The sequence below is a fragment of the Sulfitobacter pontiacus genome (genome assembly GCF_040790665.1).
In the GTDB taxonomy this organism is placed as follows: domain Bacteria; phylum Pseudomonadota; class Alphaproteobacteria; order Rhodobacterales; family Rhodobacteraceae; genus Sulfitobacter; species Sulfitobacter pontiacus.
The window spans coordinates 1393123-1418436 of the sequence record NZ_CP160849.1 but is presented as its reverse complement, the minus strand read 5'-3'; the positions used below and the strand labels follow the sequence as shown (position 1 = coordinate 1418436).

Here is a 25314-nt window from a genome sequence, read left to right as displayed (position 1 = left end):
AAAGGACAACAAAACCATGAACAAATTCGACAAGCTTTCCGGGATCGCGGCCCCCATGCCGATGGTGAATATCGACACCGATATGATCATCCCCAAGCAGTTCCTGAAAACGATCAAACGGTCGGGCCTTGGCGTGAACCTGTTTGACGAGATGCGCTATGACCGCGACGGCAACGAAGTACCGGATTTCGTGCTCAACAAACCGCAATACCGTGACGCGCAGATTCTTGTAGCGGGCGATAACTTCGGTTGTGGTTCTTCGCGGGAACACGCGCCTTGGGCCATCGCCGATTTCGGCATCACCTGTGTCATCGCGCCCAGCTTTGCGGACATCTTCTACAACAACTGCTTCAAGAACGGCATCCTGCCGATCGCCCTGCCGCAAGAGCAGGTGGACCTGTTGATGAAAGACGCTGAAAAAGGCTCTAACGCGCGGATCGAAGTGGATCTTGAGGCGCAGACGATCACCAGCTCTGACGGCGAAGTCATCAGCTTCCAGGTTGACGCGTTCAAGAAGCACTGCCTGATGAACGGGCTCGACGATATTGGTCTGACGCTGGAAAAAGCGGCCTCTATCGACAGCTTCGAATCTGCCGCTGCACAGGCACGCCCCTGGGTCTGATCCCCACGGGCCCGGCCCGACGGGCTGGCGCGCTTGACCTAACCACGGGTTGAGTTCTATACATGGTTGTGGGCACCGCTTTGTTGCCCACAACAGGCCGCGGGTTGCGTCATTTTCGCCGCAGCCATGATGCAATATCGCACCACACCTGCGCTCAAAATGTCTCAGATCCGCGCGCATCGTCAGGAACGGGCTTGAGGAATGTGGCGAAAGAAGACACAATTGAGGCAATTCTGAGGCAGGCCTTCGACACCCGAGGGCATCAAGTTGGAACAAGCACGCGGCAAAGAATCGTGGCTGGCCAGTTTGGAAGGGTAGTTTTGTGATTGCACGTATATCCGGCGCGGCAGCGCGTGGCATTCTGGTGGCATTGTTGATTGCAACGCCCGCCCTCATGTTACCCGATGCGTTGAACGATTCCAGCCAGATCACAATGCTGGTGGCGCTGATCGCCTGTTTCCTCACGTTTATCGAATACAACTCGAACTTCCCCAGCATCATCGAATTCCGCGACGCGGCCCCCTTCAACCGGCTGCGCTATGTCTGCTTGCTGGTCACGATCATCCTGCTGACGTTGATCCTGAAGCAAAAGGTCAGCCCCTCGGTTCTGGGCGGTGCCATGACCTCTATCGGGACGATCCTTGGTAATGCGATGGATTTCCCCTTTTCGCCGGTGCGCATGATTGTCCTGATGCTGCCCGAAAGCGCCAGCGACGCACTGGTGACATCGGTCCGTACGTCCGCGGGCATGGCCTATCTGATCTCGCTGATCTCGATGGGGGCGTTTCTGGTGCTGGTGCGCATCATGAATTGGCCAGTGCGTCAGGGGGCCTTTAACGTCTGGGTGAACCTGCCGCTCTTCGACCCGACCGCGGGCGGCGATGTCATCTATCGTCTGCAACGGGACGCACGGATCAATATCGCGCTTGGCTTCCTTCTGCCCTTCCTGATCCCCGCAGTAGTCAAAGCGGCGGCCGATCTGCTAGACCCGATTACACTGCAAAACCCGCATACCCAGATCTGGACAGTCGCCGCATGGGCCTTCCTTCCTGCCAGCATCATCATGCGCGGCATTGCCATGGGCAAGATCGCCGAGATGATCGAAGAAAAACGCCGTCGCGCCTATGCCGACGAGGCGGAGAAAGACCACGGCTTGCAGCCAGCCTGATCGCAGGCGTTCTGCTGGCCGCATCCCCCGCGGTGGCAGAGCCCCTGCGCATCGCCACCTTCAACACCGAATTATCGCGGGCCGGACCGGGTCTGCTGCTGCGCGACATTGCCAAAGGGGCGGACCCGCAGGTTACCGCTGTGACGCGCCTGCTGGAAAATGTTGCTGCCGATATCATCGTGCTGCAGGGGGTGGATTACGATCTTGGCGGCACAACGCTTGGCGCTTTGGCGGACAGGCTTGGCGAGGCTGGCCCCAGCTACCCCTACCGTTTCGCGCTGCCCCCGAATGCGGGACGGCCTACGGGTCTGGATATGGACGGCGACGGAAAAGCGGGCGGCGCGCGCGATGGTCAGGGCTATGGCCGCTTCTTCGGCGCGGGTGCGATGTCGATCCTGTCGCGCTATCCCGTGCTGCGCACCGACGTTCAGGATTACAGCGATTTCCTGTGGCGCGACCTGCCCGATGCGCTGCTGCCGCAGACGGACGGTGCCCCCATCCCCTCTGCCGCGGCGCAAGAGGTGCAGCGGCTTGCCTCGCACGGGGCATGGGTCGTGCCGATCGACATCCCAGATCAAGCGCCCCTGACCCTGCTGACCTTCTATGCCACGCCCCCTGTGTTCGACGGACCAGAGGACCGCAACGGCAAACGCAACCATGATGAAGTCCTGTTCTGGGATCACTATCTGGCGGGCAGCTTCGGCCCGCCGCCAACAGACCGTTTTATCCTGCTGGGGGATGCAAATCTTGATCCGGCGAAAGGCGAAGGGCTGCGCGCCGCGATCCAGACGCTGTTGGATCACCCCGCGCTCCACGACCCGCTGGCGGGTCAGCCCACCGTCACCTTCGACGGTTTGGGCGATATGCGTGTCGATTATCTACTGCCCTCAACCGACTGGCGCGTCGTCGCCGCTGGCGTGGCCCGCGACCCTGCTGCCAGCCGTCATGGCGTAGTCTGGGTCGATCTTGACCGCTAGCCGTTCTTGACCCCTCTGGCTCCCCGCGCTACCCCGCTATCAACGTATTTTTCAGGAGACACCGCATGGCCAACCCCACATTGCTAATCCTCGCCGGTGACGGCATCGGCCCCGAGGTCATGGGCCAGGTTGTTCGCATCATCGACTGGTTTGGCGACAAGCGCGATCTGGCCTTTGACGTGGATCACGATCTGGTCGGCGGCGCCGCCTATGACAAACACGGCACCCCCCTGCATGACGACACGATGGCCAAAGCGCTGGCGGCGGATGCTGTTCTGCTGGGTGCCGTTGGCGGGCCGAAATACGACGCGCTTGATTTCAGCGTGAAACCCGAACGCGGCCTGCTGCGCCTGCGCAAGGAAATGGACCTGTTTTCGAACCTACGTCCGGCACAGTGTTTTGACGCGCTGGCGGATTTCTCCTCGCTGAAGAAAGACCTCGTTGCCGGGCTCGACATCATGATCGTGCGCGAACTGACATCGGGTGTCTACTTTGGCGAACCCCGCGGTATTTTCGAGGAAGGCAACGAACGCGTCGGCATCAATACACAGCGCTACACCGAATCCGAGATCGACCGTGTCGCACGGTCAGCCTTTGAACTGGCGCGTCGTCGGGGCAACAAAGTCTGCTCGATGGAGAAAGCCAACGTCATGGAAAGCGGCATCCTGTGGCGCGAAGTCGTGCAGAAGGTGCATGACGAAGACTACCCCGATGTCGAGCTGTCCCACATGTACGCCGACAACGGCGCGATGCAACTGGTGCGCGCGCCCAAGCAGTTCGACGTGATCGTCACCGACAACCTGTTCGGCGATATCCTGTCCGATTGTGCCGCGATGCTGACAGGCTCGCTGGGGATGCTGCCCTCTGCCTCGTTGGGTGCGCCCAATGCCGATGGCCGCCCCAAAGCGCTGTACGAGCCCGTCCACGGCTCTGCTCCCGATATCGCGGGTCAAGGGAAGGCGAACCCCATCGCCTGTATCCTCAGCTTTGCAATGGCGCTGCGCTATTCCTTCGACCAGGGCGATGAGGCCGCGCGTCTGGAAAAAGCCGTTGAAAAAGTGCTCGCCGATGGGGCACGCACCGCGGATCTGATGGGCCCCGAAGGCGGCTCACCCATCTCGACCTCCGAAATGGGTGACGCAATCCTCGCCGCGCTGGACGCGAGCCTGTAAGACATAAAGCGCAGCCCTGCCGGATGACCGGCGGGGCTGCTTTGCTTTCGCCGGACGCATCAGACGTTGCCGCATGCCGCAGCCACGTCCGTTGAAGCGGCCATAAGCGAATGCAGCAGCCGTGACCCTATCCGCGCCCCTGCCGGCGCAGAAACAACGTCGCCAGAGTGATCACCGTCGCCATCGCAATCACACCAAGATACCGTTCGTAAAGACCGTCGACATCGGTGGGTAGCATGAAAAAGACCGGGGCCGAGACGGTCCAGAGCGCGGAGAGACCGACAAGAATTCTGCCGTATATCGCACCGCAGCAGCGCGCCCCTTCTGACATGGACCACGGCAAGATCGCCATAAGAAGGCCAAGAGCATAGACCAGGTAGCTATGGATCACGACGCCATCGCTGTCGTTGTCGCCGTATTCATTCCGCGCGCCAACAAGGAAGACAATCAGCCCCAAGACGGTGAAGCCCACGATCCCGACGCTCCAGCGCCAATTGCCCAGATGAATATGCGCGGCAAGTAAAGCGACAGATATCAGTGAAGCCGAAAACCCATAGATGCCGATATCGACAATATATTCATATTCACCCGCGCCAAGATCGCTGATGGTGTCGGCGATCCAGTCGTGGTCCGGAACAACAAAATCCGCGATCAGGATCATCCCCGAAAACAAGATGCAGCCAAATATCGCGTACCACGCAAGGAGGCGCACGAGCCCGGGCCTTTCTCGAACTGCTGCGTCGCCGATTTCGTTCTCCATGTACAAATTACCTTTTAAAAATGAAAAATTCCGATCGTAAGCTTTTCGTAAGCTTACGCTGGTCATGAGCACGCATCTAAATCTGCGAAAGCTCTATTATGGCCTCTGTGAAGACCCTTTTATCCCGGCTAGCCGTTCTGCGTGAACGGATAAGCATCTCCCCCGTGCTGCTGACCGTTCTTTCCATCGCATTCGTGTTCAGTGTCGATAATAGCACATTCTGGGACATCTCAAGGGATGTCTTCTCGGGCCACCTATTGTCGCTCGCGGGCTTTATGGGGGCTGTGTTCTGTTTGACGTTGGCCGCCTTCAGCCTGTTCGCATATCCGTGGACGGTTAAACCGTTTCTGATCTCGATGCTCATACTGGCCGCCATGACGTCTTATTACGTCGATACACTTGGCGTTATCGTTGACCGCGACATGATCCAAAATGTCATGGTGACCACCGTCGCGGAATCCCGGCATCTGATAACACCTGGCTACATCACCCATATTATTGTCTTCGGCGTGTTGCCCGCGCTCATCGTGATGTGGGTGCCCATTCGACCCCAGACGCGGATCAGGGCGGCTGTAACGCCGATAGTGACCTTTGTTGTCAGCCTTGCATTGGCCGCAGGATTGCTGATGTCAGACCTGAAATCCTATGCGTCGATCCTGCGCGAGCGGAAGGATTTCATGAGCAGCTACCAGCCCGGTGCCCCGTTGGTAGGCGCGATCCGTTACGCCAAGATGATGTCGCGTTCGGCCAATCTGGTCCTCACCAGCACCGGAACGAATGCAAGGGGCGGTTCTGCCTATGACGCGCCGCAAAAGCCTATGCTGACCGTTGTCGTTGCGGGGGAAACCGCGCGGGCCCAGAATTTCAGCTTGAACGGATACGGCGTCGACACGAACCCAGAGCTGTCCAAGCTGCCAATTATCAACTTCAGCAATACCCAGTCCTGTGGCACTGCCACGGCGGTGTCACTGCCTTGTATGTTCTCAAAATACAGCCGAGATGACTACAGCTTTGAAAAAAGCACCTCGACCGAGAATGTGCTAGATGTCTTCGGGCATGCCGGGCTGCAGGTCGAATGGTGGGACAATAACACCGGCGACAAAGCGATTGCCGCACGGTTCAAGACGCGCAGGTTCAACGATCTGACCGACCCGGAGTTCTGTGCAACGGGAGAATGTATCGACGGCATATTCCTTGAGCCGTTGAAAGACTACATCGCATCGATCAAGCAGGACACGGTCCTGGTTCTGCACCAGATCGGCAGTCACGGGCCGACCTATTATCAGCGCTATCCCGCGGCATTTGAACGCTTCACACCCGCATGCCGTACGGCGGAGTTCAAGAAATGCACCCCGCAGGAGATCACCAATGCCTATGATAACACCATCGCCTATACAGATCAGATACTTGCCCAGACGATAAAAATGCTTGCCGCGAATGAAGCTTTGGCCACGTCACTGCTTTATGTGTCCGACCACGGTGAATCGCTTGGCGAACGCGGGCTGTATTTGCACGGGGCACCCTATTTCATGGCCCCGGACACGCAGACCCATGTCCCGATGCTCCTATGGATGTCAGACGCATTCCGAACCCGCTTTGGCATCGATGAAAGCTGTGTGGCGGAACAGAAGGACAAGCCGCTGTCACACGACAATCTGTTCCATTCCCTAATTGGGATGCTCGACATCAACACTGCAGAGCGTAACCCCGATCTGGATATCTTCGCTTCCTGCAAAACAAATACTGAGGTGGCCAAGATATGAAGCCGGAAATTATCAAACCGCTTGAGAAACCCGAACGCGTTACGGGGGTCGCCCATCTGTTTGCCGCTGCGGGCTATTCGATTGGCGGGCTGCGACGTCTTTGGATGGAAACCGCGTTCAGGCATATCATTGTGGCGCTGCCAATCGGTAGTGTTCTGCTCTACATCATGGATGCGGGTGTCGCTGATTTTCTGGTCTTTCTGGTCCTCTTTTCGGCGCTTGTCGCGGTCGAGGCTCTGAATACGGCGATCGAATGTATCGTCGACCACCTCGCTCCACAGTGGGAGGTTTTCGCTCGTGACGCCAAGGACCTTGGTTCGCTCGCGACCATGTGTTTGCTTTTCGCGAACGGTTTTTTCATGGCTGTGGTCGCTTTGCGCTATTTCGGGATGGCCTGAGATATGCCGATGAACCGGTCGCAGAAAATAGAATGCCCTAAGCCTGAAACTATGATCATGTCAGCATCAGCCGAATTGGCTAAGCCGCGTCTCGGAACTGGACAGTAACATTATGCGCATACTCTTGATCGAGGATGAAAAAGCTTTGGCGCGGCCGCTGAAAGAGCATCTGGAGGCGGATCGTCACATTGTCGAATGGTTCTGCACCCTGGACGAGGCAGACGCCGCGCTGCGTACGCTATCCTATGATGTGGTACTTCTGGACCTGCAGTTGCCTGATGGCGACGGGTTGGATTTTTTAAGCAAACTGCGGGCAAAGGCCATACGCACGCCGATCCTCATTCTCACTGCCCGCGACAAGGTGTCGGACCGGATAGAGGGGTTGAACAGGGGGGCTGATGACTATGTGATCAAGCCTTTTGACCTTGATGAGGTCAAAGCGCGCATCCATACCGTCTGTCGACGCAGCGCCAACCAGTTTGCCCAAACGGTTCAGCTGCACGATGTGGTGGTCAATCTGTCCGATCACACCGTCATGCGCGCTGAACAGCCCGTACGTCTGACCGCTAAGGAATGGGGCGTCTTCGAAACGCTACTGCGCCGCAAACCCCAGATCGTGCCGAAGGAGAGCCTTGAAGCTGCCATCTATGACTACGGCGAAGAAGTCGAAAGCAACGCGATCGAGGCACATATCAGCCGTTTGCGCACGAAATTAGGCAAAGACCTTATCGCCACGCACCGTGGTTTAGGCTACGCCTTGACGTCATGACACGCCGCCACAAAAGTCTGGTTCAATCGCTGCTTGGGTCGCTGCTTGTGCCCGGGCTGGCGGTGATGGTGATTGGCGTTTTGATCGTCCAGCATATCTTCAAGGACGAGTATGACGAGCTGCTTGATGCCAGCCTGATTGGCAAGGCGCATCTCTTGGTGGAGTTCATCGAAACGGCCCAAGGCGACGCGGGCTTTGACGTGGGCGGCTTGCTGGATTTTGAAAGCAAACTGCGTAAGCCGGATGAACGCGCGTTGATGTGGTATCTGGATCCGGATGGTCAGGTCTACGCGCAGTCAAAAAGCGTTGGTACTTTTGCGCTTCCCACGCCATTGGCCACCGGGCTAAGCACCGCCGCCGGGCATCGCTTTATCATGCTCCGTTCAGATCAGCCCGAGACGGGCAGCGTCGTGGTGGCCGAGCCGATGGTGGAACGCAATGAGGCGATAACCGATGTGGTGATCGCTGTGGCGATCGGTTTTGGCCTGTTGGGGGCGCTATTTGCGTTATCCTCCTTCTGGGCGGTTCGACGATCAGTCGCGATGATTGCCGAGCTCAGCCGGAACATCGCAGAAAAGAACGAACACAACCTTTCCCCGATTGAACGCGAGAATGTCTTTTCCGAAATAACCCCGGCGATTGATACGCTTGACGGGCTCATGGGGCGACTTGACCGCGCCATCACCGCAGAACGTGCCTTTGCCACGAATGCCGCGCATGAATTGCGCACCCCCGTTGCCATTTGTCTGGCGCAGGCGCAGCGGCTGCGGGCAAAGCTGAGCGACCCCGCAAAGATCGACAATATCGTCGAAATCGAAACAGGTCTGAAGCGGCTTGAGCGCTTGATCGAGCGCCTATTGCAATTATCAAGGGCGCAATCAGGACTGGGCCTCAATGCGGTCGCGACGGATGTTTCCCCGGTGATCACGCTTTTGATGTCCGAGATGCGCAGCCGAAGCCGCGCCCCGGAAAAGATCGAATTGAAGTTTCCCGAAACTCATTTTTCAACGCGCGTTGATCCGGATGCCCTTGGGATCATCCTGAACAATATGTTCGACAACGCCCTGAAGCACGCTAGCGGCCCTTTGCCCACGGTTGTAGACGCCAGCCAATCGGGGAGAGTTGCCGTCGTGAACGATTGCGCCCCTCTCTCACCCGCGGACCTCGACCGCATAAAGCAGCGGTTCAACCGACGTGGCGCGCTGTCAGATGGATACGGGCTGGGACTGTCGATCATACAAGATCTATGCGCCCAGTCCGGATGCCAACTTGAAATTTACGTACCCCGAGAACTGAGCCCGCGCGGTTTTGCCGCCGTCTTGCGCCTGCCCAAGACGACGAACGTCCCAAGGTGACTTTCCCCAACAGTTCCGGAAGCACGCCCAAGCAGCACCAAGCGTTGTAAAATGCGTGTCAGGTCAGCCGCGCGTAAAGGCCATTGCGCGCGCGCAAGCTGTCGTGCGTTCCGGCTTCGACCTTGCGCCCTGCCTCCATGACGATGATCTGGTCGGCATGTTTCACCGTCTCAAGCCGATGCGCGATAATGAGCGTGGTGCGGCCCTTTGAAAGCCGCTCCAACGCCTGCTGGATGTCGCGCTCCGTCTCGCGATCCAGCGCCGATGTTGCCTCGTCCAGGATCAGGATCGGCGGGTTTTTCAGGAAAGCGCGGGCGATGGCGACGCGCTGTTTCTGCCCGCCCGACAGCATGACACCCCGCTCGCCCACGACGGTTTCCAGCCCCTCGGGCAGTGCGGAGACGAGCGCGCCCAACTGGGCATTCTCGACCGCGGCATCCAGTTCCGCCGCCGTGGCATCGAGTTTTCCGTACAGGATATTCTCGCGCAGGGTGGACCCGAATAGGAACACATCCTGAGAGACCAACCCGATCTGAGAGCGCAGACTGTTCAGGGTCATATCCGCAATGTCGATCTCATCAATCGTAATCCGCCCGCCGGAAGGGTCGTAAAACCGCGGGAGCAATGCCAAAAGCGTTGTCTTGCCTGCACCCGACGGCCCGACGAAAGCCACTGTCTCACCGGCTTTGGCGGTCAAGGTGACGTTGTGCAGAATGGGCAACGGGCTGTCATAGGCAAATGACACATCGTCAAAAGCGACCTCGCCTTGCGTGACGGTCACTGCGACGGCATCCGGCCGATCGCTGACATCGCGGTCGGTCTGCAACAATTCGGTGTAGCGTTGGAAACCGGCGATACCGCGGGGATAGGTTTCGATCACAGCAGCAATTTTCTCCAGCGGGCGGAAAAAGACGCTGACCAGCAGCAGGAAGCCGACAAAGCCGCCCGTGGTCAGCGACCCTTCCAGCACAAAACCCGCACCCGCCACCATCACCACAACCTGCACGAAACGCAGGCCCATGTAGTGGATCGCACTGGCCTTCGCCATGATCGCATAGGCCGACAGTTTGGTCCTGCGATAGGCTGCGTTGTCACGCGCGAACAACGTTTCTTCGTGACCTTCATTGGCAAAGGCCTGCACGACCCGGATGCCGCTAATGGCTTCCTCCAGGCGCACGTTGAAGGCCCCCACACGCGCATAGATATCGCGCCAAGACCGTGTCATGCGCGCCCCGTAAACGGCCACGACCCAGACCATCAGCGGCACGATCACGACCGTAATCAGCGCGAGCGTGACATGCAGATTGATCATCAACGCAAAGGCACCGACGAAGGTGACCACCGCGATAAACAGGTCTTCGGGGCCGTGGTGCGCGACCTCGCCTATTTCTTCAAGGTCGCGGGTCACGCGGGCGACAAGCTTGCCGGTACGCGCCCGGTCATACCAGCGCCAAGACAGCCGGGTCAGATGCGAAAAAGCGCGGCGGCGCATCTCGGTTTCGATCTCGATCCCCAGACGGTGGCCCCAATAGATCACCACCCCCATCAGGGCGGTATTGACCAGATACACCAAGAGCAGCCCAATCGCGGCCAGTATGGTCAGCCTCAGATCGCCAAGCGGCAGCAGGTGGTCGATAAAGGCGGTGATGGCGAGCGGGAAGGCAAGCTCCAGCAAGCCGGACAACACGGCAGAGCCGAAGTCCACCCAGAACAGGCGCGTGTGGGGACGATAGTATTCGAAAAATTGGCGGAGCATTAGGCTGGCTTTCGGATGAATATGGTCGGGGTCAAATCGGATGAACGACCGGGCTGGGCTTTGTGTCGATGACCTGCATGGGCAATCCGTAGATCCGCTGAAGCGCGTCCGGGTCGAGCAAGGAGTGCGCAGCGCCCTCAAGCGCCACGCGCCCGGCATCCAGCGCGATAACATGATCGCAAAAGCGCACCGCCATATTCACGTCATGCAGCACCACCACGGCAGAAAGCGCACCGGCGTTGACCGTTTCACGCAGCAGCCCCAGCACTTCGATCTGATGGGCCACATCCAGCGCCGAAATCGGTTCATCCAGCAGCAAGCTACGCGCCCCCTGCGCCAGCATCATCGCGATCCACGACCGTTGTTTTTCCCCACCTGACATGGTGTCGACCATCTGGCCGCGCTTGTGCTCTAGCCCACATTGCGCAATCGCCGTATTAATCATAAAGCGATCCTCGGGGCCCAATCGACCCAAGGCTCCGCGCCACGGGTATCGGCCAAGCGCGACCAGCTCCTCCAGCCATAGCCCTTCGGTCGGGGGGGTTACCTGCGGCAGAAATGCCAGATCGCGGGCAAAATCCCGCGGCTTCCAGTCCCTCAGGTCCTGGCCGCCATATTGGATGGTTCCGGCGCTCGGCCTGGTTTGCGCGGCGAGCATTTTCAACAGCGTTGATTTGCCCGACCCGTTGCGCCCGACAAGCGCCGTGATCCCCGGCTTGATCGCCAAGGAAAGGTGATCGACCAGCCGCCGCTTGGGCACGTCGAAGCAGACATTTTCGAGCATAAAGAGGGTCATGCGTGTCTCCGTCCGAGCAGGGCAATGAAAAGCCAGGGCGTGCCGATCAGCGTCGCGAAAAGCCCCAGCGGCAGGTCATATGGGTAGCTGGCGGTGCGCGCGCCAAAGGCCGCGAGGCTCATGAGCAACGCACCCAGACACCAGCTGGCAGCCAGAAACGGCGCAGGGCGCAGCAGGCCAAGGCTGCGGGCGATATGGGGGGCCATCAGGCCGACGAAACTGACCGGGCCGACCAGCACGCTTGCCGCGCCAGTGGCCAGCCCTACCGCCAGCACAACGCCAAGCCGCACGGTGCCAAGCGGCACCCCCAGACCCTGCGCGACACCCGATCCCAGCGGCAGGATGTCGAACCAGCGCGACAGCAACAGCGCCGCGCCAAGCGCCGCCACCGCCATTGCGGCAAGCGCCATCGCCCCTGCGACCGTGACCCGTGTCGCACTTCCCGCAAGCCACCCCAGCAGGGACCATGCTCTGGGATCACCTGACGCCATGATCGCTGCCAGCAGGGCCGAAGCGAAGGCTCCGATCGCCAGCCCCGCCAGCAACAGCCGCGCCGGTGCCATATCACTGCGCGCCGCATAGGCGGACAGGATGATCAGCGTCGCCGCCGCCCCGCCAGAAGACCCGAGCGCCAGCGTCAATGGCGACGGGGCAGGCAGCAGGAACAGCGTTGCCGCATAGCCAAGCGCAGCACCACCGGTCACGCCCAGAACCTCGGGCGCGGCCATCGGGTTTGCCGTCACCCGCTGCAATGCGGCGCCCGAAAGCGCCAGCAGCGCTCCGGCAGCGGCAGCCGCCAGAATGGCCGTGGCCCTCAATGGCACGAAACTCGCCGCAATCGCGCCCGATATCACGCCCCAGCCCTCGGGTCCGCGGGTGCCAAACAGGCTCAGCACGGCAAAGGCGACCGCCGCGCAGGCCAGCAGAGCAACCCGCCGCCACGGGTGCGGCGCGCGCGGTGGCAGGGTGTCGTTACGTTCAGCCTCGGGCGGGACAATGTTGCGCAATCGCGGGAGCAAAGCGATCAAAAGCGGCCCGCCGATCAGCCCGGTCAACGCGCCCGTCGGCAGTTCTGGCAGCCCGAAGGCGGCAAGCGCCAGCAGCGCGCTGTCCACCAGCCACAGCAGCAGCGCGCCCGCCAGTGGCGCGGCCAGCAGGACTTGCGCCACGCTGCGCGCGCCCAAACGCCGTGCCAAGGCCGGTGCCGCCAGCCCGACAAACCCGACCAGCCCCACCTCGGCAGAGACCATAGCCGAGACGAACACCGCCAACGCCAGCGCCGCGACCCGTATCGCCCCGACCTGCGCCCCAAGCGCCTTGGCCGTGGCCCCGCCAAGGCTTAGGACCACCAGTGGCCGCACCAGCAAGGCGGCTCCTGCCGCCCCCAGCACCAGCACCACAGCCAGTCGGATCACCCCGTGCCAGCTGTCTTGTGAAAGCGCCCCGCCGTTCCAGATCACCAGCGACAGCAGGTAATGCCCCTGCCCCAGTGTGAGCGCGGTAGAGATGGCGGAAGCAAGCATGCCCACCAGCATCCCCGCGATGGTGACCGTAACAGGCGCAAAGCCACGCCGCGCGCCAAGCGCCATGACAATCAGCGCTGCAAGCCCGCCTCCGACCACTGCGACAGGGCCGGGACCAAGGGCGAGCATATTCGGCCATAGCAGCGTGGCGCAGACCAGCGCCAGCTGTGCACCCGAGGCCACGCCAAGGGTCGTCGGATCGGCCAGCGGATTGCGCAGCACCGCCTGCATCAAGGCGCCCGACAACCCCAGAAGCGCCCCGATCAGCAGGGCAATCACCGCCCTCGGCATCAACCCGAAGGCAAAGAGGATCTGTTCGGGCGACAGGTCTTGCAGCCCTGCGCCGGGCAGCACCCATTGCGCCGCGGGCAGGGCGGCAAGCGCTGCGATGGTCCATAGGCACGCCGCGCCGAGGGCGGCCACAAGGGGCAGCGTCAAAAAGGGCGGACGGATCATGCGGCTTCCAGCGCGGTCACAAGATGGGACGCAAAACGCAGCCCGGAAGGCGCGCCGCCAAAGGGCATCTGATCGGGCAGATAGGACACGCGCCCCGCTCGCACGGGCGGCAGCGCGGACCAAAGCGCGCTTTGGCCAATCGCGCGCCGAGCAGTCACCGGCAAAGCGCCCGCGATGACCAGATGCGCCTGCGGAAAATCGATCAATCTGGACAGAGGGACCGGGGCATTGAATCCGAATTCAGTATCGCCGCGCCAGGCATTCGTCAGGCCGACTCGGCCAAGCGCCCCGCCATACAGGCTGTCGGTGCCATAGATCTGCACATGACGCGCATCCCCCACCGTCATCACCACAAAGGGGCGCGCGGCAAAGCCTGTCACCCGTGCGCGCAGCGCATCGAAAGCGGTCTCAAAGTCCTGACGCACCCGGTGGCCCACCTCTCCGCGGTCCAGCTGTATTGCCAACGTCTCCAGCGCCGACAGCGCTTTAGGCAGCGCCGGTTCGGTCGGGATGAACATATTTTGCGTGAACACCGGTGCGATACGTCCCAACTGCGGTTCAACGAAACTGTAGAAATTCGACGACAGGATCAGGTCAGGGGCGACAAGGCTCAGCGCTTCGAGGTTGGGGCTGCCGCGCAACCCGATATCCGCACAGCCCGGGGGCAGCGTCACCGCCGTACCGCGCAAGAACTGACGTTTCTCTGCCACGGCAACCAGCGGCAGGTCGAGCGCGGCAGCGGTTTCCGCCATCGCCCAGTCAATCGCGGCGAGGCGCGATCCCCCCCAACCGCGTGCGCCGCGCGCGCGAGATGCCACAAGAGTGCAGGCTCCTGTGGCAATGATCGCGCGGCGCGTGAGGGCGAGGCGCTTTACCACTTCTTGGACAGCGTCGCAGAGATCGTGCGCCCGTCGCCATAGTAGGTCGAGAAATAGCCCACCGACGACACATAGGCCTCGTCTGTCAGGTTGGTCACATTGACCTGCAGTTCCGTGCCGTCGTCAAAGTCATAGGACACAGCCGCATCCAGCAGCGTCACAGAGTCGAGATGATTGGCATTGGCGTTAAACGCATAGCGTTCCCCGATGAACCGCGCGCCTGCGCCCACGGTCAGCCCGGCAAGCGGTCCGCCCTGGATCTCTTTCGATGCCCACAGCTTGAAGGTATGTTTCGGGGTCAGCCCCAGTTCGTTGCCATTGTTGTCACCGCCGATGATCTCGCTATCGGTATAGGAATAGCCGCCCGTCACGCTCCAGCCGTCGGCCAGATTGGCACGGCCTTCCAGCTCTAGCCCGCGGATGCGGGATTTGCCGACCTGATCATAGGCCCGCACCCCGGCCCCATTCTGCACATAGACGGGGCGGTTCTTTTCTTCGAGCTGATAGACCGAGGCCGACAGATAGGCATCAAGGGTGGCGGGCAGGTATTTCGCGCCAACTTCCCATTGCTCGCCCGTGGTCGGGTCAAGCGCTGTGCCCGTGTCGCCCGGTTCTGCAAAGCTTTGGAACGAGGTGCCATAGGACAGATAGGCCGACACGCCATTGTCCCAGACATAGCCAAGGCTTGCCTGACCGGTGGTGGCGCTGTCGTCGCGTGTCAGATCAACGGTGCCGGGCGTGCCGCCAGAGCCCGGAACGGTGTAGAGCGTGTTGGACTGCCCTTCGGATTTGTTGCGATCATGGCGCAGGGCCAGACCCGCGCGCCAATGGCCATATTCGATTTCGTCGCTGGCGTAGATGCCGACCTGTTCCACGGTCACATTCTTGTTCGCATACCAGCTTGCCCCGTCGCGCACCGGCGTGATCGGGCTGTAGTCTGGCGCGGCAAAATCAATGCTGTCCTGACCATAGTAAAACACGCTGAGCGCAGATTCTTCGAACCGGCTGGCATCGATACCAAAGGCGAGATTATGCAGCACATCGCCGGTCAGCGCCGAGCCTTCAAGCCGCAGGTCCGTGGCATAGGACGTCACATCTTCGTCTTGCAACAGCTGTGTGCGCGCCACATCGTTGCCGGTCACGCCGCCGACAGAAAGGTTGGAATAGGACCAGTCGAATTTCGTCACGCCCGTGTTGCTGACCAGCCGCCAGCCATTATCGAACGTGTGGGTGACCTGCGCGCCCAGATTAAGCACTTTGCGGTCGCCGTATTCCAATGCCTCATTGCCAAAGTAGAAGTCGCGCAGGTCTTCGTCGGAACGGGTGCCGATCAGCCCGTTTGGCACGCCCGAGGGGGAATCCGGGTCGTCATCCTGATAGGACAGCAGGAATTCCACCGTCGTTGCATCGGTCGCCTGGTATTTCGCGGCAAAGCCCAGATAGGCTCCGGGGTTGTCGTATTCATCGATCCCCAAAACACGATTGCCCGCCTTGCCGACGATGCGGTAAGCAAAGCGGTCATCGACCACGCGGTTGGCATCACCAAAGACATAATAGGACCCGTTGCCATCCGCATGGAGGCCTAGCTCGGTCGTGTCGCCATCAAATTGCGCGCGTTTCTGGATCAGGTTCACCAGCCCGGCGGGCGACCCTGCCCCGTATAGCACCGAATTTGGGCCGCGCAGAAGCTCCACCCGTTCCATGCCGTAAAGATCAAGCGAGGGCGCGCCATAGTTCGGGCGCGTAGAGCGGCTGAATTGCAACCCGTTGAGGTAGATCTGGTTTTGCAGGTCAGCCCCGCGGACCGAAATTGAATCAAACCGCGGGTCCGCCCCATAGGCTTCGGTCACGACACCCGCCGCATAGCCAAGCGCCTCTGACAGATTGTTGGCGGCCGTATCCTCGATCTGGTCGGTGGTGACCACCGTGATGGAAGACGGCGTTTCCAGCAAGGACCGCCCGCTTTTGGTCGACGCCGTGGTGCCCGCGGCATAGCCCACCACCGGGCCGGTCGGGTCTTCTTCGGACTGGATGATGATCTCGCCCAGATCAACGGCGTCCTGCGCCGTCGCCACACCGGCAGACAGGGCCAGCGCGCTGGTCCCCAGCATCAAGAAAAAGGTGAACTTCATGGATATACGTCCCGCTGTTTATTTTTCCGAGTATTTAACTCAGCTATAAGGCGACGTCTTGAACGCATCCGCCGTCATTTGTCCCAATCCGCTGTAAACGTATCACTGAATATCGCGTCGCCACTGCGATGGCGGCACCCCGACAGACCGGCGAAAGACCCGTGACAGATGGGCCTGATCGGAAAAACCGGTTGCCGCGGCGATGTCGGCAAGGGGGCGTCCGGGGTCGGCCATCATCTCCTTGGCGGCGACGACGCGGCATTCAGCTATCCAGCGTTGGGGCGACAGACCCGAGGTTTGCTTGAACGCGCGGCTGAACCAGCTTTCGGAGAGCCCCGCCAAATCGGCCAATTCACCCACACCGACGGGGCGAAATATATTCTGCGCCATGTACTGCCGCACGGCCGTCATATGCTGAGGCGACAGCCCGCCGGACGCAGGCAGGGCGTTTTGCGACGCCGGGTCCATCACTGCGCCCAAAAGCGATTGCAGCAGGCCTTCCAAGACCATCGTCCCGCGTTGAGGGGTCTCCACTTCGCTGGCCGCAAGACGGCCAAGGGTCAGCAGCACGCTATCCTCCGGCGCAAACATCACGCGGCGGGGCAGCTCTGATATACCGATCGCACCAAGCCGTGTCTGCAATGCAGCTGCGTCAAAATGGAAATCGATATGGCTGAGCCTTTGGGCCTTGCCCAGCTTGCTCCACAACGGGGTGCCTGCCGGTACAAAGAAAGCGCGCGTTCCGAATTGGGCCGTCGCACCCTCGCCCGTTCGAAGCGCGATCAGCGGCGGGGTGTCATCCAGAAAGACGACAAGGCGCGGATCCGGCGCGGTGTAATACCCGCCGCCCCCTTGATCCCCGTCGACGTGCCAGACATCTGCGATAGCCCCCGACAAGGGCCGAAACCGCAAGGGCTTGATCGTGCGCAGGTTCCGGGTCTGCGCCTCCATACGAGGGACAAAAACCTGTGGCACATAGGATTTTGATAGAGGGGCGGATGACATGACGACGCGCTGAGACAGCTCCAGAATTCTGAAACCATTTTCTGACAAATTTACTCGGATAAGTCAATTCCGCAACATCCCCGCGGGGATCGTCACCAAGGGTCAGTCTTGCACCATCGATACGACGCGCCCAACTGCGCTTTGCGTCATGGGCATATGAGCCTGTTGTGCCTCCCGAGGCCACCGGATGAACAGCATGGCCTCGCCTGCGATCTTATTGACGCTCAGCGTCGCTTCCAGATCTTGAAGGGAGCACCGCAAAATCTTCTGATCCTTGCGCTGCGCTTTCGCGGCGATTTGCAGGTCGAACTGAACCCCCGGATGCGCTGTCTTTAGGTGATCTACAATCTGTGGCGCGGCCCCCACGGCCATGTAAAGCGCCACGCATGTGCCGGGTCTGATATCCTTGATCGGTTCGGGCACCGCATATCCATCTTGGCGATGGCCGGTGGTCAGCACCACGGTATCGATCTTGCCCCGATCCGTCAGGCTTTCACCGATGCTCGCGGCCGCGGCGCAGGCCGCGGTGATGCCGGGGATGATCTCGAAAGCGATACCGCTGGCTTTCAGCGCATCGACTTCTTCTGTGCTGCGCCCGAACACCCCCGGATCACCACATTTCAGGCGCACGACGCGCTGGCCGCGTTTGGCAGCCATCACCAGGGTCTGTGTGATTTTCTCTTGCGGCCAGCTGTGACAGCCCGGAGCCTTCCCAACGTAAATGCGCTCGGCGTCACGACGGGCCAATTCAAGGATATCAGGGTCAAGCAACCGGTCATAATAGATCACATCGGCTTCTTGCAGGCGCTGCACGCCGCGCAGGGTGATCAGATCCTTCGCCCCCGGCCCTGCGCCAACAAGGCTGACACTGCCGCCCGCAGCGGTGCCGAAATCACCCGTTTCGATGGCCGACTTGATACGCTTGGCCGCCGCGCGTTCGGCACCGGCGGCAAACATCCAGCGCGGGCTGTCGTTGAAAACCCAACGCCACAGATCGCGACGCGCGCGCGGATCAAGGCGCGCGGATGCTTTCCCCCGCAACCGGCCCGCAAGAGCAGCAAGATCCCCCAGCCGCGGCTCGAGCATTTCCTCTACTTTCGTCTTGATCTGGCGGGCCAGCACCGGGGCTGTCCCCTCGGTGCCGATGGCCACGACCACCGGATCACGGTCCACGATCGAAGGTGTGATCGCGTCGCAAAGCTGTGGCTGGTCGACCACGTTCACAACCGCCCCGGCCTCTTTGGCCAAAACATGCAGCGCCATGTCCGCACCAGGGCAGCCAGTGGCGATAAAGGCCAGCGCGGTGTCTGAAAAGCTGTTCGGGGTGATTGGACCGTCGTGAAGTGTGACACGGCCCGATGCAGCAAGGTCCGACAGTTCGGCATCGAATGTGGCCGCCCAGATCTCGACCGTCGCTTCGGTTTTCAGGATCAGTCGCGCCTTCTGGGCGGCCTGTTCGCCCCCGCCCATGATTACAACGCGGCGACCCGCCATTTGCAGGAACATGGGGAATGTCTTCATGCGGATTGCTCCTTTGTCTCGTGTCGCTGGTCCCAAAGGCTGCGCGCCATTTGGTCGGCCTGAGAAAGTGTCCGAGACGCCTTCAGCGTCCACAGCGCAAGTGCCGCAGTGCCGGTCACCGTGGCGATTGCGAAAGGGTCGTCCACGCGACCCTGCCACAGGCCCTGCAGGTCGATGACATCGCCTGTTTCATGCAAACGCCGGGTGTCATCCAGGATTGGCGCGGCGGTCTGCTGGATATGCGCCCCGTCGCGCAGGCCGAACAGGGCGATGTCCTTGGAGGGATGACGCTCGAATTCGCCGCCACCCCCCTTGATGATGCACAGATCCTGCTGGCCCAACAGTTGCGCGGCTTGGGCCTGTAGGCTGCGGTACGACGGGTGGAACACGCCTTGCACCGTCGCCGGGGCCTCGGACGGGTTCCACATGCGCAATACCGTATTGAAACACGATCTGAGGCCGAGCGTATCGCGCAGGTTCAAGATGCTGAAAGCCGCAGGGCTTAGGGTTTCTAGCGGGGTATAGGCCACCTGCGGCCCGGCAAGATCAATGACCTCGCGCACCGATGCATTGGCCGATTGATGCGAATTCCACCCGTGCATCGAAATGCTGTAACCGGCCTGCCCCACCAGCCGCGCTGCAAGCAGGAACAGCGGCACCCCCCGGCTGCGACCTGCGGCGTAGGACGGCCAGTCCAGATCCGCTTTGGGCAGTTTGCCCACCACATGTGCGCGTAATGCCGCGGTGAAACCGGCAATCTCTTCGGGGGTTTCGCCGCGCAGACGCATGACCATCAACAGCGCGCCGACCGCTTCGGGGGCAGCATCACCGCGTAGGATCAGCGCCATGGCGTCCTGAGCTTCGGCCAAGGTCATAGCGCGGGCACGCCCCTTGCCGCGCGCGACGATCCGGACATAGGGGGCCAGGCTCATTCTGCGGCCATCCGTTGCAAGGTCTGATCCAGCAAGGCGGCGAGTTCGGGTTTGCACGACCCGCAGTTTGTCCCCGCGCAGGTGGCGTCACCCAAAGCCGCGACGGTAGAGGCCCCGCCGGCGATCGCGGCCAGCAAGGTGTTGCGCCCCACATCAAAACAGGCACAGACCGTAGCACCCGGGTCCGGCCGGTCAGCGGCATTGCGCCCGGCGAGCGCCGCTAACGCCGATGTGTCCGTCCCGATCAGCGCGATAATCGCACTGCGCGAGACGACCACCGGATTGGGGGATACGAAAAGCAGCCCGGTGATCCGCCCACCTTGGGTTATCGCAATCCGCACGCCACCGGTCGCCGCGTCGGACTGGAGCGAAAGATCACCCTCCGCCTGCCCCGTCAGAAGGCGGGCCTCTGCCTCCCAATCCTCGGGGTTTTTGCTGCCCGCCAGCTCTGCCTGCCAGCCGGTATTGGTGCGGGCCACGGCGGCATAGGTGGTGCGCGGGGCGGGTTCCGCGATGCTTGCCAGAAAGCCGTACCATTTCGCCTTGAAAACCTCGGCAGTGACAGCGCTGGCCTTCAAGGCGGGTTGACCTGAAATCGGATCGGTCAGCGGTGTCATGACGCTATTGACCGTGCCCGCGGTGCTGCGCTGACGTGTCCAGTGCATTGGCGCGAACAACGCGCCTTGCGCCACGCGCGGGGTGATCAACGCCCGCATCAAAACACGACCACGGCTGTTTTGCAGCGCGATCAACGCCCCGGGGAGCGCCCCCAACGCGGCGGCATCAACTGGGTTCATCTCTACATAAGGTTCGGCCAGATGTGCCCCAAGCCGCGCCGATTTGCCCGTACGCGTCATCGTGTGCCACTGGTCGCGATTCCGTCCGGTATTGAGCGTAAAGCGTGAATTCAGCGACACAGGCGATGTCACGGCAACCATCTGCGCCTTGCCGTCAGGGTGATAATATTGCCCGTCCGCAAAGAAACGCGCCCCATTGCGCGGCCATTGGGTCGGCACCATTTTCGCGTAATCCGCATCGGCAAAAATGCTCAGATCAAGATCGCGCGGGAAAGCCGAAGCAGCCTGATCAAGCGCGACATATTCGGCAAAGACATCCGCGGATGAGCCATAGGAAAAGGCACCCGAAAACCCCATACGCGTGGCTACGTCGCTGATGATCTTCCAGTCGGGCCGCGCCTCAGCGGGGGCGGGCAGAAAGGCGCGTTGGCGCGAAATGCGCCGTTCGGAATTGGTCACGGTGCCGTCTTTTTCACCCCAACCGGTGGCGGGCAGCAGGACGTCAGCCAAAGCGTTGGTATCCGTCTTCTCCATGATGTCAGACGTAACAACAAAGGGCACATTTGCAATTGCTGCCGCCACGCCATCGGCATCGGGCAACGACACCGCGGGGTTGGTCGAGATCACCCACAGTGCCTTGATCTGCCCGTCGGCACAGGCCTCGAACAGATCGACAGCCTTCAGTCCCGGTTTTGTGCAGATCGTCGGGCTTTGCCAGAAACTCTGCACCGCGCTGCGGTGCGCTTCATTCCCGATCTCTAGGTGGTTTGCCAGCATATTGGCCAGACCGCCAACTTCGCGTCCCCCCATGGCATTGGGCTGGCCGGTCAATGAGAAAGGGCCCATCCCCGGATTGCCGATGCGCCCTGTGGCAAGATGGCAATTCAGGATCGCGTTTACCTTATCCGTGCCACAGACCGATTGGTTGACGCCTTGGGAGTACGCGGTGACGACTTTGGGCGTGTTTGCCCAAAGCGCATAGAAATCAGCCAATTCCCGAGCGTTCAACCCGCTGTCCGCCGGATCACTGGCCTGTGCCGCCGCCAGCGCCGCATCCAGCCCGTTCACATGGTTTTCCGTATAGGCCGTGTCGAGTTTTCCAGTCTCTGCCAGATACGCCAGCAACCCATTGAACAAGGCAACATCCCCGTCCGGGGCTATCCTCAGATGCACATCCGCCAGATCGGTGGTCGCCGTCCGGCGCGGATCGACATTGACGATCCGCATATGGGGGCGGGCCTGTTTTGCGGCGGCAATACGCTGGTGCAGGACCGGATGGCACCACGCCAGATTGGACCCGACAAGCACAACCAGATCGGCTTGCTCCAGATCTTCATAGGTGCCGGGAACGGTATCGGTGCCGAAGGCACGCTTGTGACCCGCGACAGAGGACGCCATGCACAGACGTGAATTCGTGTCGATATTGGCCGCCCCGATGAACCCCTTCATCAGCTTGTTGGCGACATAATAGTCTTCGATCAGCATCTGGCCCGAGGCGTAAAAGGCGACGCTTTCCGGCCCATGCTGCGCGATGGCATCGCTGAACCTCTGCGCCACCATATCCAGCGCCGTATCCCATTCTGCCCGTACCCCGTTGATCTGCGGATGCAAAAGCCGCCCGTTCAGATCAATGGTTTCCCCCAAGGCAGCACCTTTGGAGCAGAGCCGCCCGAAGTTGGCCGGATGATCCGGATCCCCCTTGATTGTACCATCGGCGGCCGCCAGCATCCCGCAACCTACACCGCAATAAGGGCAAGTGGTGCGCGTGAGGGTCATGCGGCGCTCCGCGCGTGCAGGAACGTCCGGTCCAGCAGGATGCGCCCGCTTTCCACCCGCGCCGGATAGGTCGCGACGCGGCCCGCGTCCGCGCCCTGCGCCTCTCCGGTCTCGAGAGAGAATACCCAGTTGTGCAGCGGGCAGGTTACGGATTTGCCATGCACGATGCCTTCGGCCAGCGGCCCCGCCTTGTGCGGACAGGCATTATCAAGCGCAAAGACCTCATCCTCGGCGGTGCGGAACACCGCGACACAGCCAAGCGTGGTCTTGATCATACGCGCACCGCGCTGTGGCACATCATCAAGTGCTGCGATATCGATCCAGCTGGTCATTCCGCAGCCTCCAGTGACAGGGTTGCAAGGGGTTTGTAACGCTCGGCCTGCTGGGTCACGTGTTCGGCCCACGGGTCTTTGCGGTAAATCGTCTGGCTCAGCTCGAAGCGATCAACCAAAGCGTCGCCTTCGGCAGCAACCCGTTCCTTGATCCAGTCCAGACCGACCTTGGCCATCCATTTGTAGATGCGATCAAGGTATTTGGCATTCTCGCGATACAGCTGGGTCACCGCCTTGATCACATTGATCGCCTCTTGCTCGGTCGGCACCTGGATCAGCAATTCGGTTTCCCTGACGTCCATACCGGCCGCCCCGCCGATGCTGATCTGGTATCCGCTGTCGACACAGATGACGCCGATGTCCTTGCAGGTCGCTTCGGCGCAATTGCGCGGGCAGCCCGACACCCCGAGCTTCAGTTTATGCGGCGTCCAGGCCCCCCAGAGCTCTTTCTCAAGCTGGATACCCAGTCCGGTGCTGTCCTGGGTGCCAAAGCGGCAATGATCCGTGCCGACACAGGTTTTGACCGTGCGCAGCCCTTTGGAATAGGCATGTCCCGACACCATGCCGGCCGCGTTCAGATCGGCCCAGATGTCGGGGAGATCCTCGCTTTTTACGCCCAATAGGTCGATCCGCTGCCCGCCGGTGACCTTGACCGTTGGCACCCTGTATTTATCCGCCGCATCGGCAATGGCACGCAGTTCGTCGGGCGTGGTGATCCCCCCCCACATGCGGGGCACGACGCTGTAGGTGCCGTCCTTCTGGATGTTGGCGTGTTTGCGTTCGTTGATGAAACGCGATTGCGGATCGTCGCGATATTCCAGCGGCCAATCGGCAAGCAGATAGAAGTTCAACGCGGGGCGGCAGACATGGCAGCCGTCGGGCGTCTTCCACCCGCATTCCTGCCAGACCGCCGGCATCGAGGTCAGTCGCTGCGACTTGATCATCCGCCGCACGTCTTCGTGGGTCATGTCGGTGCAGCCGCAGATCGACGCCGCAGCAGGCAAGACGAAATCATCCCCCAGCGTGACCGCCAATACCTGTTCGACCAGCCCGGTGCACGTCCCGCAGGATGCGCTGGCCTTGGTCGTCGCTTTGATCGCGCCCAGATCAGAGGCGCCCGCCGCGATGGCGTCTTCAATTTGTCCTTTGCAGATACCGTTGCAGCCACAGATCTCCGCGTCACGCGGTAAGGCTGCAACAGCTGCTAAAGGGTCCAGGGGGGTCCCCCCTTGGTAGGCCGGGCCGAAAATCAGCGTATCGCGCATGTCCGCGATGTCGGTCTTGTCGCGTATCAGGCCAAAGAACCAGTTGCTGTCGGCGGTGTCGCCATACATCACCGCCCCGATAACCACGTTGTTCTTGATCACCAGACGGCGATAGACACCCCGCGCCGGATCGCGAAAGACGATATCCTCGCGCCCCTCGCCATCGGCAAAATCGCCCGCACTGAACAGATCGCAGCCCGTCACCTTGAGCTTGGTCGACAGCTCTTTCGGGACAAAGGTCGATGACTGCCCCAGCAGGGTCTGCGCCGCGACCTTTGCCTGATCGTACAGCGGTGCCACCAGACCGAAAAGCGCGCCGTTATGTTCCACGCATTCCCCGACCGCCAGCACATCGACGTCGGAGGTCACCATCTGGTCATCCACATGGATGCCCTTTCCAACGGCCAAGCCTGCGCCCTGCCCGAGTGCCACGTTGGGGCGGATGCCCACGGCCATGACCAGCAAATCGCAGGGCAGTTCCGTCCCGTCATCCAGCAGCAGGGCACGGACCTTTCCGTTCTCGCCCAGGATCTCCTTGGAGTTTGCGGCGCATTTGACGGTGATGCCCTTATCCGTCAGGGCGCGGCGCAGCAGATATCCTGCGGCCTCGTCCAATTGCCGCTCCATCAAATGCCCCATGATGTGCACAACGGTCACGTCGACGCCGCGGGCCGCCATGCCTGCCGCCGCCTCCAACCCCAGCAGCCCGCCGCCGATCACGACGCATTTACTGCCTTCGCCCAGCCCCATCATCCGTTCGGTGTCTTCCAGATCGCGGTAGGCGATGACGCCGTCCAGATCGTGACCCGGCAATGGGATCATAAAGGGGTTCGATCCGGTGCCCAGAACCAGCTTGTCATAGGACACCGTGCCGTTCTCGCCCGTTACCGTCTTAGCCGCACGGTCGATATTCAGCACCTTTTCGCCAAAACGGCAGGTGATGTCATTTTCGGCGTACCATCCATCATCATGGGTCACGATGTCGGCATAGGTCTTCTCTCCCGATAGGACCGGGGACAGCATGATGCGGTTGTAGTTGCCCCGTGCCTCTGCGTTGAAAAGGGTGATGTCATAGGCTTCGCGGTCCTGTTCCAGAAGGTGCTCCAGCACCCGACCGGAGGCCATACCGGCACCGATAACGACAAGTTTCTGTTTCATGGT

General features: G+C 61.0%; 20 protein-coding genes. 8 read left to right on the top strand and 12 right to left on the bottom strand.

Annotated features, from left to right (window positions below; all coding sequences use genetic code 11):
- Positions 1-16 precede the first annotated feature (16 nt).
- The 4 genes from leuD (at position 17) to leuB (ending at position 3939) form a co-directional block, all read left to right on the top strand.
- Entirely contained in the window at positions 17-622 is a 606-nt protein-coding gene (gene leuD / locus AB1495_RS06895; protein WP_005851028.1) for a 3-isopropylmalate dehydratase small subunit, read from the top strand.
- Positions 623-944: 322 nt separating this feature from the next.
- On the top strand, positions 945-1790 hold the full coding sequence (locus AB1495_RS06890) for a hypothetical protein (RefSeq protein ID WP_005851026.1): 846 nt from the start codon (positions 945-947) through the stop codon (positions 1788-1790).
- Positions 1791-1822: 32 nt separating this feature from the next.
- Positions 1823-2767, top strand: coding sequence for an endonuclease/exonuclease/phosphatase family protein (locus AB1495_RS06885; RefSeq protein ID WP_074636181.1), 945 nt, complete (start codon positions 1823-1825; stop codon positions 2765-2767).
- A 65-nt stretch (positions 2768-2832) separates the two neighbouring features.
- A complete protein-coding gene (leuB, locus tag AB1495_RS06880) occupies positions 2833-3939 on the top strand; it encodes a 3-isopropylmalate dehydrogenase (RefSeq protein ID WP_005851023.1) in 1107 nt (368 codons plus the stop codon).
- Positions 3940-4066: 127 nt separating this feature from the next.
- Here the strand turns inward: leuB and AB1495_RS06875 are convergent, their stop codons facing one another.
- Positions 4067-4699, bottom strand: a complete 633-nt coding sequence (locus AB1495_RS06875; protein ID WP_074636185.1) for a DUF998 domain-containing protein — start codon at positions 4697-4699, stop codon at positions 4067-4069.
- Positions 4700-4863: 164 nt separating this feature from the next.
- On the opposite strand from AB1495_RS06875, the gene AB1495_RS06870 reads away from it, so the two are divergent.
- The 4 genes from AB1495_RS06870 (at position 4864) to AB1495_RS06855 (ending at position 8984) form a co-directional block, all read left to right on the top strand.
- Positions 4864-6462 carry a phosphoethanolamine transferase gene (locus tag AB1495_RS06870; RefSeq protein WP_074636290.1) on the top strand — a complete coding sequence of 533 codons (1599 nt, stop codon included), beginning with the start codon at positions 4864-4866 and terminating at the stop codon, positions 6460-6462.
- Positions 6459-6860 (top strand): diacylglycerol kinase, encoded by a 402-nt coding sequence (locus AB1495_RS06865; RefSeq protein ID WP_009825846.1) that lies wholly within the window; start codon positions 6459-6461, stop codon positions 6858-6860. Before AB1495_RS06870 ends, AB1495_RS06865 begins: the two co-directional genes overlap by 4 nt.
- 112 nt (positions 6861-6972) lie before the next feature.
- Complete coding sequence (locus tag AB1495_RS06860; protein WP_037964708.1) at positions 6973-7629, top strand: response regulator transcription factor; 657 nt, start codon at positions 6973-6975, stop codon at positions 7627-7629.
- Complete coding sequence (locus AB1495_RS06855) at positions 7626-8984, top strand: HAMP domain-containing sensor histidine kinase (protein WP_074636187.1); 1359 nt, start codon at positions 7626-7628, stop codon at positions 8982-8984. The genes AB1495_RS06860 and AB1495_RS06855 overlap by 4 nt, the downstream gene beginning before the upstream one ends.
- Positions 8985-9042: 58 nt before the next feature.
- On the opposite strand, the gene AB1495_RS06850 is transcribed toward AB1495_RS06855, so the two are convergent.
- From AB1495_RS06850 to nirB, 11 genes are all read right to left on the bottom strand, one after another.
- The gene (locus AB1495_RS06850; RefSeq protein ID WP_074636189.1) at positions 9043-10740 is read right to left on the bottom strand and encodes an ABC transporter ATP-binding protein; all 1698 of its coding nucleotides are present in this window, start codon (positions 10738-10740) and stop codon (positions 9043-9045) included.
- Positions 10741-10771: 31 nt separating this feature from the next.
- Positions 10772-11536 carry an ABC transporter ATP-binding protein gene (locus AB1495_RS06845; RefSeq protein ID WP_074636191.1) on the bottom strand — a complete coding sequence of 255 codons (765 nt, stop codon included), beginning with the start codon at positions 11534-11536 and terminating at the stop codon, positions 10772-10774.
- Positions 11533-13515, bottom strand: coding sequence for a Fe(3+)-hydroxamate ABC transporter permease FhuB (gene fhuB, locus AB1495_RS06840; RefSeq protein WP_074636193.1), 1983 nt, complete (start codon positions 13513-13515; stop codon positions 11533-11535). Before fhuB ends, AB1495_RS06845 begins: the two co-directional genes overlap by 4 nt.
- The gene (locus AB1495_RS06835; protein WP_244268929.1) at positions 13512-14333 is read right to left on the bottom strand and encodes an ABC transporter substrate-binding protein; all 822 of its coding nucleotides are present in this window, start codon (positions 14331-14333) and stop codon (positions 13512-13514) included. Before AB1495_RS06835 ends, fhuB begins: the two co-directional genes overlap by 4 nt.
- Positions 14334-14386: 53 nt before the next feature.
- Positions 14387-16525 carry a TonB-dependent siderophore receptor gene (locus tag AB1495_RS06830; RefSeq protein ID WP_074636197.1) on the bottom strand — a complete coding sequence of 713 codons (2139 nt, stop codon included), beginning with the start codon at positions 16523-16525 and terminating at the stop codon, positions 14387-14389.
- A gap of 102 nt (positions 16526-16627) precedes the next feature.
- Positions 16628-17530, bottom strand: a complete 903-nt coding sequence (locus tag AB1495_RS06825) for an AraC family transcriptional regulator (RefSeq protein WP_244268931.1) — start codon at positions 17528-17530, stop codon at positions 16628-16630.
- A 102-nt stretch (positions 17531-17632) separates the two neighbouring features.
- Positions 17633-19051: a siroheme synthase CysG gene (gene cysG / locus AB1495_RS06820; RefSeq protein ID WP_074636200.1), complete on the bottom strand. Its 1419-nt coding sequence runs from the start codon at positions 19049-19051 to the stop codon at positions 17633-17635.
- Positions 19048-19983, bottom strand: a complete 936-nt coding sequence (locus AB1495_RS06815) for a glycosyl transferase family protein (protein WP_074636202.1) — start codon at positions 19981-19983, stop codon at positions 19048-19050. The genes cysG and AB1495_RS06815 overlap by 4 nt, the downstream gene beginning before the upstream one ends.
- Complete coding sequence (locus AB1495_RS06810; RefSeq protein ID WP_074636204.1) at positions 19980-22556, bottom strand: nitrate reductase; 2577 nt, start codon at positions 22554-22556, stop codon at positions 19980-19982. Before AB1495_RS06810 ends, AB1495_RS06815 begins: the two co-directional genes overlap by 4 nt.
- Positions 22553-22888, bottom strand: a complete 336-nt coding sequence (nirD, locus tag AB1495_RS06805; protein ID WP_005850994.1) for a nitrite reductase small subunit NirD — start codon at positions 22886-22888, stop codon at positions 22553-22555. Before nirD ends, AB1495_RS06810 begins: the two co-directional genes overlap by 4 nt.
- Positions 22885-25311, bottom strand: coding sequence for a nitrite reductase large subunit NirB (nirB, locus tag AB1495_RS06800; RefSeq protein WP_074636206.1), 2427 nt, complete (start codon positions 25309-25311; stop codon positions 22885-22887). The genes nirD and nirB overlap by 4 nt, the downstream gene beginning before the upstream one ends.
- Positions 25312-25314: the final 3 nt, after the last annotated feature.